Below are 13731 nucleotides of genomic sequence, written 5' to 3'. Positions count from 1 at the left end.
TCAGCGATCGGTCGTTAGGGCCGCATCATGTTGCGATGCTGCATTTGGGCGCTCTCGAACTCCTCCTTGTCGATCTGGCCGTCGCCATTTTGATCGATCTCTTCAAAGGCGGGCGCGTTGGCGAGGTTGCGCATCTGATAGCCCTGTTGCGAGCGTTCTTTGATGCGCTTGGCCCGGCCTGTCTCGAATTCATCCTTGCTGAGCATGCCGTCGCCATCGGCATCGAAGGACGCGAACGTCGGCATCTGTCCGCCCATCCGGCCCATGCCAGGCCCCATTCCCTGTCCTGGTCCCATCCCGCGTCCCTGTCCGGCACCGCCCATGCCGCCCGCGCCCAGACCAGCGCCTGGTCCCATACCGCCACGGCTGCCCATGCGTTGGGCTCGAAAGTCCGCAAACTCCTCGACGGTGAGCTGGCCATCGCCGTCCTGGTCGATGTCGCTGAACTCGGGCGCATTGGTGATTCCGCGCATCGGCGCGCCGGCTTCGGAGCGGGCTGCACGGCGCTCGGAGCGCGCCTGGTCGAATTCCTCTTCGGTCACGATGCCGTCATCGTTGCGGTCGAGTTCGGTGAATCTCATCGGATCGCGCATGCCGGCTCCCGGTGGTGCGCCGTCCTGGGCAAGCACTGGGGCGAGCGCGGACAGGCTCAGCGCCGAGGTCAAGGTCAAGCTGAGTGTGGTGGCTTTGGTGAATCTCATGGCTATCTCCATCGTTGGTTGGGTTGAGGCTGACCGGCTGCGGTTGCCGCACTGACTGGCCGCGCTGACTGGCTCAGTGTGAGCCATCGTCCGTCTGAGCCATCGCCGGACGCATGCTGTGATGCAACTATGAAGCCGATTCTGCGGCCTGGCCTTAAGATTCTGCAGTGCGGCCTCAACAGTGCGACATCAAAGCGGACAGCCTGTCGGTCTCGAGACCTGCCGCGAGCTCTCGGCGCTCATCAGATGCCATCGCTCGCCTTCGCTCGCGGGCTGAGTGTCGGCATCCGATTGGATTCGGCCGCCTCAATCCGCCTTCAGCTGCTCACCTCCCTCGCTGTGCTCGAAGCGTTGCTCGAGCTTGGGGAGCTGCTGGTGGCTGGTGATCAGGATGACCTCGTCGCCCGGTTTGAGCACCTTAACCTCGTCGGCTAAGTAGAACGCCTCATTGCGGTAGAGGCACAGGACATGGGTGCGGTCTGGCAGATCAAGCTCCTCGATCCGACCTTTCTCGCTGTCTTCGACGGTGAGGCTGAAGATCGCCGCGTCCCCACGGATCGCCGAGGAGAGCTCTAGCGATTTTCCGCCCGCGAGCATCTGCTTCAGGTGCGTGGCGACCGCCCGGTTAGGCATGATGCTGTCCTCAAGCCCGAGCTCATCGGCGATATGCTGGAACTGCGGATCATTCACGCGTGGCACCACTCGAGCGAACCCGAGCGAGCGACCGATGAGGCCGGCCAGGATGTTGGTCTGGTCGCTTTCCATTAGGCAGAAGAGGACATCGGTGTTCTCCGGCTCGGCGTCGCGCAGCACATCCGGCATGGTCCCGTCGCCGTGGACGAATCCGGCATCGAAGCGCTCAGAGAGGTCGTTGATGCGGTTGCGATCGCGCTCGATGATGATCACCTGGTGACCATCCTCGAGCAGCAGCTCGGCCGTGGAGAGGGTCAGCGAATTGCTACCGATAAATGCGGCTCTCATGGTGTTGGCGCTCAGGTTAAGGATCTGCCCTTTGTCTGCGTCGCGCTTCGTGCTCGATAGGAGGCGCTCAAGTTGGCATCAAGTCGGCAAGCGGTTGATGAACACCGGTTACCCGATTAAGGGTTGCGTTTACGCGCGAGCCAGGTCGGTGGATACAGCACCACCAGCAGCGCCACCACCTCCACGCGTCCAAACAGCATATCGGCGCAGAGCACCAGCTTCAGCACCGGGTGCAGCTCGGCGCTGGTGAGTCCAGCCGAGAGACCGGCGTTGGCGGTGGCCGAGACCACCTCGAACAGGCTAGCGAGCGGCGGCTGGCCAAGAGCTAGAAAGGCGAGCCAGGAGGTCAGCAGCACCATCGCCCACAAGGCCATCAGCTGCAAGGTTGCGGTGACCATCGACGGCGCGATGCGCGTGCCGCCGACCTGCGCCTGCAGCACGGCGCGCTCGGCGATCGCGGTGCGGCGCAAGGCCAGCTGCACCAGTCGCATGATGATCAGCAGCCGAATCAGCTTGATCCCGCCGGCCGTCGATCCGGTGCAGCCGCCGATGCTCATTGAGGTCATCAGCACCAGCTGCGAGGCCGCTGGCAGGTCGCCGACCTCGGTGGTACTGAAGCCGGTATCGGTCTGCGCCGAGACCCCCAGCGAAAAGCCCTGACCCAAGGCCTGCAGCCAGGGCAAGCCGCTCGTCAGCGCTGCGATGACGCTGAGCAGCAGCGCGGTGATCAGGATGGCGCCGAGCAGCGCGATCAGCTCCGGCTCCTGCTCGAGCGCGCGCAGGCCGCGGTGAGGCAGCCGTGCATACAGTGGGAGACTCACCGCCGAGGCAACGGTGATCAGCGAGAGCGTCGCGACCGTGGCGCCAGGTAATCCGGCGAGGCTCTGGTCGGACGGGGCGAAGCCGCCGGTAGCGACCGCAGGGAGCGCGTACAGCAAGGCCTCGAGCGGCGCCAGGCCAGTCATCCAGACGGCGGTAATCGCGATCAGGGTCAGCGCAAGATAGACCGCCGAGACACGCCGGGCATGACCGCGAGCACCGGCGTCGGTGAGCCGCTCCCCGGTAGTTTCGAGCAGCCGGCGCGCACTGGCGTGATGGCGCATGATCAGCGCGACGGCAAGCACGGCGATCCCGAGCCCGCCGTACCATTGCATCCAGGCGCGCAGGAACAGCACGGCCGGATCGGCCTGATCGAGGCCGCGCAGCACCGTCAGCCCGGTGGTGGTGACGCCGGATGTCGCTTCGAGCAAGGCGTCGATCCCGCCGAGACCCGCGGCCATCAAGGGCCAGACCATGACCAGCGCGGCGATCAGGAAGGCCAGTCCGGTGACGGCGAGCGCCTCGTTCCATTGGATATCGCTGTCCTCAGCGCGCAGCGGTCGCAGCCGCGAGACCCGCCAACCCAAGACGAGCAGCGCGGCGGCGGTTGCCGTCAGGCGCAAGGCCAGTTCGGTGCTCGCGTGGCTCCAGGCCACGAGCGCAGGGGGGAGCGAGAGCGCGGCGAGGACGAGCAGCAGGCGGCCCAAGGTCCCCAGCACGACTGGCAGCCGGGCGGCCCGCATCAAGCTGCTTGCTGCGCGTTCGGTCATGGCGCCTCGGCGTCCAGGTGGTTTTCAATGACGTTATCGGTATTGGGCGTCTTGGTCGTGCTGCCGTGCTGACTGAGACGGCTGCTGCTGATCGAGAGGCTCCTAAGTCTTCGCCTCGGCATGCTGCTTGGCAAGCGCATCGGCGAGCGCGGAGCGGGGGGCGCTGCGTTTGGCGAGCAGAAGATAGAGCACCGGCACCAGGAACAGCGTCAGCAGCGTGGCGGCGAGCACGCCGCCGAGGATCGCCAGTCCGATGATGCGCCGCGTCTCGGCGCCGGGGCCGAAGGCCAGCGCCAGGGGTAGGGCACCGAACAGGGTCGCGATCGAGGTCATCAGGATCGGCCGGAAGCGGATGCGCGCGGCGCCTTCAAGCGCGGGGCGCAGGTCTTCACCGCGATCGCGCAGCTGATTGATGAACTCGACCAGCAGGATCGCGTTCTTGGCCATGATGCCGACCACCAGGATGAAGCCGATCTGGCTGTAGAGGTTGATCGAGCCGCCGGCGATGAGCAGGGCCAGCAAGGCCCCGAATAACGCCAATGGCACACCCGCGAGCAACACGATAGGCTGGATGAAGCTCTCGAACTGCGCCGCCAGCACCAAGAACACGATGGTCAGCGCGAGTAGGAAGGCGAGCTGAAAGGCGCGACCGGAGCGTTGATAGTCCTGACTCACGCCGAGCCATTTGATCTGCACATCGTCGGGCAGCAGGGGGCGGGCGCGCTCGGCGAGTGCGTCGAGCACCTCGCCCAGCGCGGCGCCGCCGGCGAGCGAGCCCTGGAGGGTGACCGCCGGCAGCCGATCGACCCGCAGGCGCTCGGCCGCGCGGCCGACCAGCTCTGTTTTGATGAGCCCGGACAAGGCCACCAGCGCGCCATCCTCGGCCCGTACATAGACCTCGCCGAGGTCATCAGGGGACATTCGGTCCGCGCGCCGCGCGCGCACCATCACCTCATAGGTCTCGGCGGCGATCGAGAAGTCGGTGATGTCCTCACCGCCCATCAGGATCTGCAGCGTGCGTCCGATATCGGCTGGCGAGATGCCGAGTGCCGCGGCGCGGTCGCGGTCGACCTGGATGCGCAGCTGCGGATTGGTGGGCTGGAAGTCGAGGCGCGCCTGGGCGATGCCCGGAACCTGGCGCGCCTCTTTCAAGACCTCCTGCGCCAAGCGATGCGCTTCCTCCAAGTTAGGACCCGTGATGGCCATCTGCACCGGTTGCTGGAAGCCTTCGCCGCCGAGGCTGGGCGGATTGACCGCAAACGCCTGAGCGCCGGTGATCCCGGCCAGCTTGGGCAGCAGTTGGCGCGTCACGGCAAACTGGCTCTGCTCACGTTGGCTCCAAGGCTTGAGCTTGAGGATGACGATGCCGCTGTTGACCGGGCCCTGGCCAGCACTGCGCGGCGCGACCAACGAGATCACATGTTCGGCGGGTCCGCTTTCTCCAGAGCCATCCTCGTCGGTCAATGGCAGCAGCACCGCTTCGATCCGCTCGAGGATCGCGACCATGGCGTCGAGCGTCGTGCCCTCCGGGGCCGCCACCGGGATGAACACGGCGCCGCGATCCTCGCGGGGCGAGAGCTCACGCGGCAGCTCGCGATAGAGCCAGACGGTGGCAGCGAGCAGCAGCAGCGCTAAGATCACCACCAGCCAACGCGCCGCGAGCACGCCCTTGAGCAGGCGCAGATAGCCTCGGCTCAGGGACTCGAACAGGCCACCGACGCGCCGGCGCAGCGGGCTGGCCTCGATGCGCTCGGCGTCGATCAGCTTCGAGGCGACGGTCACCCCGATGGTCAGCGCGATCAGACTCGAGAGGCCGAGCGCGCCGCCGAGCCCGGCCGCAAACTCACTAAACAAGCGACCCGAATCGCCGGTGAGGAAGGCCAGTGGGGTGATCACCGCAAGCAGCACCACCGTCGTGGCGATGACCGCGAACGCCACCTCACCGGCGCCGAGGTCGGCCGCCAATAGCCGGGGCTTGCCTTGCTCCGAGAAGCGAAACACGTTCTCGCCGACGACAATCGCATCGTCGACCAGCATGCCGATGGCCAGGATCAACGCCAGTAGGGTCAGGACATTGATCGAGTAGCCGAGCGCCCAGAGCAGGATGAAGGCGCCAATGACCGAGGCCGGAATGGTCGCCGCCGGCACCAGCGTCGCCCGCCAGGAGCCGAGCGCGACGAAGACCACTAAAATGACCAGGGCAATGGTCAGCAAGAGGGTATTCAGGATCTGGCGGATCGAGGCCTCGACGAAGGTTGCGGCATCGTAGGGGATGTTGACCGAGACGCTGTCGGGAATGCGGGCGGAGAGGGCCTCGAGCTCGGCGCGGACCTCGGCCGAGATGGCAACCAGATTCGAGCCCGACTGGCGCACGACGCCCAGGCCGATGGCGTCCTTGCCGTTGAGCCGCACCGCGGTGCGGTAGCTCTCAGGACCGTACTCGATCTCGGCGACCTCGGCGAGGCGGATCTCGGCGCCGTCGCGCTCGGCGATGATCAGCTCGCGGTAGGCCTGTGGGCGCTCCAGCTCGGTCATGGTGCGCAGCGTCAGCTCGCGGGTGTCGCTAATCAACCGCCCGGCCGGTAGCTCGAGATTGCGGGCGCGCAAGGCCTGCTCGACATCCAGTACGGTGAGCTGATGGGCGGCTAGGCGCTGCAGATCCAGATGGATACGCATCGCGTAGCGGCGCTCGCCGCCGAACAGGACTTGGGCGACGCCGGGCACGGTCGAGAGCTGATCGACCAGCACCCGGTCGGCGAGATCGGAGAGTGCGAGCCGGTCCAGCTCGTCACTGGTGAGCGTGACCCACATCACCACCTGGGCCTGCAGCGATTGCTGGCTGATCTCGGGGTCCTCGGCCTCGTCCGGCAGCTCGTTGCGCACGGTCGAGATGCGATCGCGCACGTCGGCCGCGGCAAGATCTAGATCGCGATTCAGCGAGAACTCGACCTCGATGCGCGCCCGCCCGTCGCGCGAGCTGGCGCGGATCTGACGCACGCCGTCGATGCCGCTCACCGCCTCCTCGATCGGCTCGGTGATCTCGCGTTCGACCACCTCGGCGGCGGCGCCCGGATAGACGATGGTCGCGGTGATGGTCGGGTCGTCGACGTCTGGGTATTCGCGCACAGGCAGATTGAGCACGGCGGCAAGCCCGATGACGATGACCAGCAGCGACACGACGGTGGCGACCACCGGCCGGGTGACGGCGAGGGTGGTGAGCTTCATGGGCTATCACCCTTGGCCGTTTGTCCCGAGTCGGACGCAGAGCCAGCGGAGAAGCCGGACGATGAATCAGGCGGCTCGGCAAGCTCGTCTGGTCCGCGCTTGCTGGCCTGTGACTGCGTGTTTGGCCGCTTCCGGTCGTCCCCGATGTGAACCGCGATGCCATCGCGCAGACGCTGCAGGCCCTCGACGACCACTCGCTCATCGGCGCTGACACCGCGGGTGATCTCGACCCAGCCGTCTCGGCGGATGCCGGTCTGCACCGGCTGCCGGCGGACGCGCGCCTGGCTGGCGGCGTCCTTGGTGTCGACGACAAACAGGTGGTTCGTTGGTCCCTGCGCGATCACCGCGGCCTCCGGCACCCGGAGGATCTCGCGGCGGTCGGTGACCAGCTCGGCGGTCATGAACAGGCCCGGCTTGAGCTGATGATCGGCGTTGTCGAAGGTGGCCTCGAGCGCCAGGGTTCGGGTGTCCTCAGCGACCTCGGGTGCGACGAAGGTGACTCGGCCCTCGAAGCGCTGCTGCGGGTAGGCAGGAGTGGTGGCGATGACCTGCTGTCCGGTCTCGATCTTCGCCAGCTCCTTGCCGGGCACGTCGAGCAGCAGGTCCAAGGGCGCGGTGCGGCTGAGCGATGCGATGGCCATGCCAGGCTCGAGCAGGGCGCCGGGGCTGATGAGCCTGCGGCCGATCAGCCCGTCGAACGGCGCCTCGATGATCCGGTCGGCGAGGTCTTCGCTGCTGACTTGCAATGCCGCGCGCGCCTCGCTAGCGGTCGCGCGGGCCTGCTCGAGCTCGGTCTCGGAGACAAAGGAATCGGCAGCGAGCGTTTCAAACCGCTCCAACTGCCGCGCCGTCTGCGCGACGCGTGCGGAGGCCTCGCGCACCGCCGCCTGGGCGCGCTTGCGCTCGAGCAGGACCAGCGCCTGGTGCTTGCTGACCTCGCTGCCTTCGTCGAAGTGCACCGCCTCTACGCGTCCGCGGGAGCGCGCGGTGAGGGTTAGCGTCTCGGCTGCTTTAAGGGTGCCGGTTGCCTGAATGCGCGCTTCGATCTCGGCTTGCTCAACGGGGGCGACCTTGACCACTGGCGCGGGTTGCTGCTGCGCTGTCTCTGTTGACGCAGGCGACTCGATCAACGCGAGGAGGGCCGCTCGGTTCCACCAGCCAAGTGCGAGGATGACCGCAAGTCCTAGCAGCCTGTCGGACTTTGCTACCGCCGCCCGCTTGCCGACTTGGTAGACTGTCGTCCCGCTTCAGGACAAACGCCGATGCCCAACTTCCGCTCCATCGATCGCGACCGCCCGTTAGAGCTGCCCCTGTCGTTACAGGACTGGCTGCCCGCGGGTCATCTGGCGCGCTACATCGTCGAGGTGGTGGAAGCGCTGGATCTGAGCCCCCTGATCCAAGCGTACGCCGGACGCGGGAGCTTGCCCTATCACCCAGCGATGATGCTCTCGCTGTTGATCTACGGCTACGCCACGGGCTGTTACTCCAGTCGCAAGATCGAGTTGGCCACGTTTGATTCGGTGGCCTTTCGCTTCATCGCCTGCAATCAGCACCCCGATCATGACACCCTGGCGACCTTTCGGAAGCGCTTCCGGGTGGAATTCGAGGCGGTGTTCGTGCAAGTGCTGGAGGTTGCGCACGCGCATCAGTTCAGTCGCTTCGGCCAGGTGAGCCTGGATGGGACGAAGATTCACGCCAACGCCAGCCGCCACAGCGCCCTGTCATACGGGCATGCCGAGGCCATCGAGGCGCAACTCAAAGGCGAAGTCCAGGAGTTGCTGGCCTTGGCCGAGCAGGCCGATGGGCGCAACGTTGCCGAAGGGATGAGCATCCCCGAGGAATTGCAGCGCCGCGAAGCACGTCTGGCCGCGATCGCCGAGGCCAAGCGCCAAATCGAGGCACGCGCCGCCGAGCGCTTCGCCCGGGAGCAGGCCGCCTACGAGGCCAAGCTTGCCGCGCGCGCGGCCAAGGCCGCGGCCCGTGGGCGCAAGCCCGGTGGCAAGGCCCCTAAGGCGCCCTCGCCCGAGCCCCGCGCCGAGGACCAGATCAACCTCACCGATGCAGAATCGCGCATCATGCACGTCGCCGGTGGCGGTTTCGAGCAGTGCTACAACGCCCAGGCCGTCGTCGATACCGCGTCCATGCTCGTGATGGTGGCGCAGGTGACCCAAGCGGGCAATGACAAGGAGCAGGTCGCCCCCCTGATCGAAGGCGTGCAGGCCCTGCCCGAGGGGCTCAACCACCCCGAGGACGTTATCGCCGACAACGGCTATTTCAGTGAGCACAACGTCGAGGTCTGCGAGGCCGCTGGAATCGCACCGTTGATCGCCATGAAGCGCGATGAACATCACCCCCATTGGTCAGAGCGCTTCAGCGAGCCCGCCGCGGTGACGCTCGAAGCGACCCCGGTCGAACGCATGGCGCATCGACTCAAGAGCCGCGTCGGGCGGGCCGCCTATGCGCTGCGCAAGCAGACCGTCGAGCCGGTGTTTGGGATCATCAAATCCGTGATGGGATTTCGTCAGTTCCTGACCCGTGGGCTGCAGAACGTCCAAGGCGAATGGACCCTGGTGTGCCTGGCGTGGAATCTCAAACGCATGGCCGTGCTGCGCCTAGCATAAGGAAAATACCGAGAAAAACAGCGTTTTTTGCCAAAATAGCGTCATTTTTCGACCCTGAAGGGGATCAGAAGGCGATTCTGTTCGTTAAGTCCGACAGGCTGCTAGGCCTAGCAGGATGAGCAGGTTCCTCTTGATCGTTGTCACCTCAGTCTCCTCTGCTAGCAATATTCGTCGATCGATCGCAGCCTTCGCCCGATCGCAACCTCCGCTGTCGCAACTTGCGTGCCTGTCTGCGCTTGGTTTCCGGCCGCAGCACCGGCGAACGCGTGCATAACCGGCTGGCGTGCCGCTGCCGCGCATCGGCGAGTGACCGATGTGCTCAATCAGCATGCAAGCGCATTTGCAACCCTGGCAGCAAGGGTGGCAAGGTACCCAGGGCTCGAACCAGGATGGGTCATTTCAACCAGTCTACGGTTGATATCAGCCGATTGTGCAGACAGGTGAGGCGCCCGGCGCGCTCCACCTGGCGCTATGACTCAGTGCGCGAGTGCGGCATCGAAGTTGCATCTTATCGACGGCAACACCTGCATCGACCGGGAGCTTCTTGATGACACTGATCAACGCCATGCGCACTGACTTTCCGGTGGTCGACCCGGAATGCACATTGGCCGCAGCGGCGAGCCGATTCGGCGAGACGGGATACTGTAGCTTGGCGGTGGTTGACCAAGGTCGCTTGATCGGTGTCCTCGACTCGCTGGATGTCGCTGCGCGGGCCGTCAACGGGGAGCTTGATCCGACGCGCGCACTCGTCCGCCACTTGATGCGCGGCGAGCCGGTCAGCTGTGGCCCCGAGACCCGGCTCGACGACGCGCGGCGTTTAATGCTGTCCAAGCGCGTGAATACGCTCTTTGTGGTCGAGTCGGGACCACGACTGGTGGGTGTCATCGACCTGATTGGGCTGTTGGAAGCCGCTGAATCCACGTCCAGCCCCGGTCCCGAGTTGGAATGGCATCAGCGCGTCCGCGGTGAGACTTGATCGATGATTCGCGATGGAGAACAGGAACGGAGAACAGGAATAATGGCGAACAAGCACCCTGGTCAACGCGCAGCATGCAAAGGATTCACTGATGGCTGATTCCCTACTCATTCTCGAAGACGAGGACGCCCTCGCACAGGAGTTCGAACGCCATTTTTCCGGCCAGGGCTGGGATATCGAGGTCGCTGGCCGGTTGTCGAGCGCCCGGGATCTCCTGACCAGCCGCAAGCTCGAGCCCTTGGTGATCCTGGCCGACATGAGTCTGCCGGATGGCAATGCGCTCGATCTGATGGAGACCCTGCGCGCGCAGAAGATCCCCGGCGAATGGATCCTGCTGACCGGCTATGGCAGCGTACCGGACTCGGTGCGCGCCCTGCACCTCGGCGCCTATGATTTCCTCGAGAAGCCCTGTCCACTCTCCCGCCTCGATCTCGTCGTCGCCGGTGCCCGGCGCAGCGCGCTGGCCCAGCGCCGTCTGCACACCCAAACCCGCGACAGCCGCCGGCGCTATGCACCAAGCGCCTATCTCGGCGGTAGCAAGACCACCGAGGAGACGCGCCGCCTGATCGCGCGGCTCGCCGAGGTGCCGTTCAGCGCTCTGATCATCGGCGGTGAGACCGGCACCGGTAAAGGCCTGGTGGCGCGCATCCTCCACCACGGCGGTCCGCGCGCCGAGGGTCCCATGGTCGAGGTCAACTGCGCGGCGCTGCCCCGCGAACTGCTCGAATCCGAGCTCTTCGGCCACGAGGCCGGCGCCTTCACCGGCGCCAAGGGCCGCCATCGCGGCTATCTGGAACAGGCGCACGAAGGCACCCTGTTCCTCGATGAGATCGCCGAGATGGAGCTCGATCTGCAGACCAAGCTCTTGACCGTGCTCGAGGACCGGCGTCTGCGCCGGCTCGGCGGCGAACGCTTGATCGAGGTCGATGTGCAGATCATCGCCGCGAGTAATCAGCGTCTCGAGGAGCGCGTGCGCAGCGGCGACTTTCGCAGCGACCTGTTCCATCGCCTCTCGGTGTTCCGTCTCGACCTGCCACCGCTGCGCGAGCGCCTCGAGGATCTCGAGCAACTGGTGCCGGTGTTGATCGACGAATACAACGCCCGCTCTGGCCGCCAAGTGTGTGAAGTGCCGCCGGCGGTCTACGAGCAGATGCGCGGCTACCACTGGCCGGGCAACGTGCGCGAGCTGCGCAATGTGGTAGAGCGCGCCGTGTTGCTGGCGCGCGACAGCGTCTTCCCCATCGAATGGCTACAGCTTGGCCAAGGGGTGGCGGCCGCACCGGGCAGCGGGCCGAGCATCGAGGGCGATCGGTTGATGATCCCGCTCGATGGCAGTCTGTCGCTCGATGAGATGGACCGCTACATCATCCGCACCGCGCTCGAGCGCAGCGGTTACAACGTCACCGCCGCCGCCCGCGCCCTCGGCACCACGCGCGAGACGCTGCGCTATCGCTGCCAGAAATATGGATTGACAAGCGAGGCATCGGAGCCACCGTCTGCGGCGGCACCGAGCCCTGACTGAAGCGGTTGCCCAAAGACATCAAATGCCCCGCACTTGGTTGATAAGCCCCGCATCAACGCGCGGGCCAAGCGCTGGGAGACCGAGGAAAGGGAAGGGTGCAAAGCGCGGGGAGGCGGTGGACGCGGAAGATGCGCCGAGTTCGGAGGTAGGCATGGTGGTTGCATTCAGTGTCATACCCTTTTAACGCACTGAGGAGATTGATCATGAACACCTGGTTACAACGCATCGCGCTCCTGTCCATCGCCTTGGGTCTGAGCGGCGTCGGTGTGGCGGCCGCTGCGGAAACTGCCGCGGAAAACCAGCTGAGCGGTGAGGAGATCCCAATCGATCAAGGCACCTACCGCGGCACCCCTTGGGTCAGCGGTGGCGTCGGGGAATCGGCCCGCGAGGCGTTGATGCGTGAGTATGACGATTACAATCTGAAGCTCGAGTTCGCGGTTGCCGAGGGCAACTATCTGGCGGATGTCGCGGTCAGCTTGACCACGCCCGATGGCGTGCCGGTATTGCGAGCCTTTTCCCCCGGCCCTTGGTTGATGGCCAAGCTCCCAGCCGGCCGTTATGAGGTGGCTGTGAACGGCTTCGAGAAGACCTTTGTGCGCGAGGTGACTGTCCCCGCGCAAGGCCTGGAGACGGTGATCTTCAACGGTTGGACCAAAGCCGGTGTGGCGGAAGCGACGCCCGGTCCGAGCTATTGAGCAGGCATCCTTGCGCCGGTTTGCCTTCGCCAGCGCCGATACGCCGGCGTCCCAGCCCGTGAGTGAGCAGTGAGCCCGCAGCAGCTGTCGCTCCCAGTGACAATGTTGCTGTTTGGGTGTGGTGCGCTGGTCATTGCCGTCGCCGGCGCGCGGCTGGCCGCCATCGCTGACCGGCTGTCGGATCTCACAGGCCTCGGCGAGGCGGTGTTCGGCGCCGTGCTGTTGGGGGCGACGACCTCGCTACCGGGGACGGTGGTGTCGATCACCACGGCGCTCGCCGGTCGTGCTGACCTGGCGGTGGGCAATGCCGTCGGCGGGATTGCGGCCCAGACCGCGTTCCTCGTCGTCGCCGACCTGGTCTACCGTGACGCGAACCTCGAGCACGCAGCGGCCTCGGTCACCAACCTGATCAATGGGGCTCTGCTCTGCGCCTTGCTCGCCCTGCCGTTGCTGGCGGCGACGGCGCCTGAGGTCGCGTTCTTCGGCGTGCATCCAGTCTCCGTCGTGGTGCTGGTGCTCTACGTCTTCGGCCTCAAGCTCGCCTCGGCGACTAACAAGGCTCCCGGTTGGACCCCAGTGCAGACCGCCAACACGCGCGAGGACATCCCGGCCGAAGCCCAGCGCAGTGCCCGTGGCGCTTGGCGGGTGTGGATGCACTTTTTGCTCTTTGCCGCGATCGTTGCGGTGGCCGGCTGGGTGGTTGGCGTCAGCGGGATTGCACTGGTGCGCCATACGGGGCTCTCGGAGACCCTGGTCGGCAGCCTGTTCACCGCCGTGGCGACCTCGTTGCCGGAGCTGGTGACCGCGATCGCTGCGGTGCGCCAAGGCGCCTTGACCCTTGCCGTTGGGGGAATCATCGGCGGCAATACCTTCGACGTCCTGTTCCTGGTGTTCGCTGATGTCGCCTATCGTGAGGGCTCGATCTACCATGCGATCAGCGAACAGCCGCTGTTCATCATCAGTCTGACCCTATTGCTGACCGCCATTCTGTTGTTGGGTCTGATCCGCCGGGAGCGCAGCGGTGTCGCCAACATCGGTTTCGAGAGCGTGGCCGTGCTGGTGTGCTACCTCGCTGGCCTAGCGATCCTGGTGCGCTGGTGACCGGCAGACACACCGCCGTGGCGATGAACGGCGCGCCCATCAGCGTCGGCAGGATCAGATAGAAGCGCCGATCGCGCAGCACCTGCGCCCGGGTCCAAGGCGCGGGCTCATCGGCTGAGTCGACCTTGAGGCTGAGACGCACCGGGAAGTGACGCCCAAGCAGCCCGAGCAAGACCCCAGTCAGCAGGATCAGCAGCCCGGCGATCAGCCACCAGGTCGTGCGCCAGCCCAGCGCAGCGGCCAGCGCAACCACCAGGATTGGCGCGATGGCCTCAGCGACAGCTGATGCACCAGTGGGTCAGGGCTGCGGCATCAGGTGA

11 protein-coding genes are annotated in these 13731 nt (G+C 65.8%); 6 read left to right on the top strand and 5 right to left on the bottom strand.

Features of this window, described 5'->3' with window-relative positions; all coding sequences use genetic code 11:
- Positions 1-14: 14 nt before the first annotated feature.
- From CCR96_RS22965 to CCR96_RS22945, 5 genes are all read right to left on the bottom strand, one after another.
- Complete coding sequence (locus CCR96_RS22965) at positions 15-701, bottom strand: EF-hand domain-containing protein (RefSeq protein WP_242519316.1); 687 nt, start codon at positions 699-701, stop codon at positions 15-17.
- 306 nt (positions 702-1007) lie between these two features.
- Positions 1008-1682: a potassium channel family protein gene (locus CCR96_RS22960; RefSeq protein ID WP_201224160.1), complete on the bottom strand. Its 675-nt coding sequence runs from the start codon at positions 1680-1682 to the stop codon at positions 1008-1010.
- Between the two features lie 116 nt (positions 1683-1798).
- Complete coding sequence (locus CCR96_RS22955; RefSeq protein ID WP_201224158.1) at positions 1799-3271, bottom strand: TrkH family potassium uptake protein; 1473 nt, start codon at positions 3269-3271, stop codon at positions 1799-1801.
- Between the two features lie 102 nt (positions 3272-3373).
- A complete protein-coding gene (locus CCR96_RS22950) occupies positions 3374-6496 on the bottom strand; it encodes an efflux RND transporter permease subunit (protein ID WP_201224156.1) in 3123 nt (1040 codons plus the stop codon).
- Positions 6493-7626, bottom strand: a complete 1134-nt coding sequence (locus tag CCR96_RS22945; RefSeq protein WP_201224154.1) for an efflux RND transporter periplasmic adaptor subunit — start codon at positions 7624-7626, stop codon at positions 6493-6495. Before CCR96_RS22945 ends, CCR96_RS22950 begins: the two co-directional genes overlap by 4 nt.
- A 132-nt stretch (positions 7627-7758) precedes the next feature.
- Between CCR96_RS22945 and CCR96_RS22940 the strand changes: the two genes are divergently transcribed.
- The 6 genes from CCR96_RS22940 to CCR96_RS22915 all read left to right on the top strand — a co-directional run bounded on the left by CCR96_RS22940 (position 7759) and on the right by CCR96_RS22915 (position 13697).
- Positions 7759-9117: an IS1182 family transposase gene (locus tag CCR96_RS22940; protein ID WP_201224152.1), complete on the top strand. Its 1359-nt coding sequence runs from the start codon at positions 7759-7761 to the stop codon at positions 9115-9117.
- A gap of 547 nt (positions 9118-9664) precedes the next feature.
- Complete coding sequence (locus CCR96_RS22935) at positions 9665-10093, top strand: CBS domain-containing protein (RefSeq protein ID WP_201224150.1); 429 nt, start codon at positions 9665-9667, stop codon at positions 10091-10093.
- 91 nt (positions 10094-10184) lie between these two features.
- Positions 10185-11615: a sigma-54-dependent transcriptional regulator gene (locus CCR96_RS22930; protein WP_201224148.1), complete on the top strand. Its 1431-nt coding sequence runs from the start codon at positions 10185-10187 to the stop codon at positions 11613-11615.
- Between the two features lie 203 nt (positions 11616-11818).
- Complete coding sequence (locus tag CCR96_RS22925) at positions 11819-12310, top strand: hypothetical protein (RefSeq protein WP_201224146.1); 492 nt, start codon at positions 11819-11821, stop codon at positions 12308-12310.
- 102 nt (positions 12311-12412) lie between these two features.
- Complete coding sequence (locus CCR96_RS22920) at positions 12413-13411, top strand: sodium:calcium antiporter (protein WP_201224144.1); 999 nt, start codon at positions 12413-12415, stop codon at positions 13409-13411.
- Positions 13412-13559: 148 nt separating this feature from the next.
- Positions 13560-13697, top strand: coding sequence for a hypothetical protein (locus tag CCR96_RS22915; protein WP_201224142.1), 138 nt, complete (start codon positions 13560-13562; stop codon positions 13695-13697).
- The last annotated feature ends 34 nt before the right edge of the window (positions 13698-13731 follow it).

This window comes from Halochromatium roseum (assembly GCF_016653315.1).
In the GTDB taxonomy this organism is placed as follows: domain Bacteria; phylum Pseudomonadota; class Gammaproteobacteria; order Chromatiales; family Chromatiaceae; genus Lamprobacter; species Lamprobacter roseus.
This window is presented reverse-complemented; position numbering and strand designations above follow the sequence as displayed.

What these genes read in the sequence shown, in the direction of transcription:
- CCR96_RS22965 (WP_242519316.1), bottom strand. Translation starts at nt 701, where the DNA reads ATGAGATTCACCAAAGCCACCACACTCAGCTTGACCTTGACCTCGGCG.
- CCR96_RS22960 (WP_201224160.1), bottom strand. Translation starts at nt 1,682, where the DNA reads ATGAGAGCCGCATTTATCGGTAGCAATTCGCTGACCCTCTCCACGGCC.
- CCR96_RS22955 (WP_201224158.1), bottom strand. Translation starts at nt 3,271, where the DNA reads ATGACCGAACGCGCAGCAAGCAGCTTGATGCGGGCCGCCCGGCTGCCA.
- CCR96_RS22950 (WP_201224156.1), bottom strand. Translation starts at nt 6,496, where the DNA reads ATGAAGCTCACCACCCTCGCCGTCACCCGGCCGGTGGTCGCCACCGTC.
- CCR96_RS22940 (WP_201224152.1), top strand. Translation starts at nt 7,759, where the DNA reads ATGCCCAACTTCCGCTCCATCGATCGCGACCGCCCGTTAGAGCTGCCC.
- CCR96_RS22935 (WP_201224150.1), top strand. Translation starts at nt 9,665, where the DNA reads ATGACACTGATCAACGCCATGCGCACTGACTTTCCGGTGGTCGACCCG.
- CCR96_RS22930 (WP_201224148.1), top strand. Translation starts at nt 10,185, where the DNA reads ATGGCTGATTCCCTACTCATTCTCGAAGACGAGGACGCCCTCGCACAG.
- CCR96_RS22925 (WP_201224146.1), top strand. Translation starts at nt 11,819, where the DNA reads ATGAACACCTGGTTACAACGCATCGCGCTCCTGTCCATCGCCTTGGGT.
- CCR96_RS22920 (WP_201224144.1), top strand. Translation starts at nt 12,413, where the DNA reads ATGTTGCTGTTTGGGTGTGGTGCGCTGGTCATTGCCGTCGCCGGCGCG.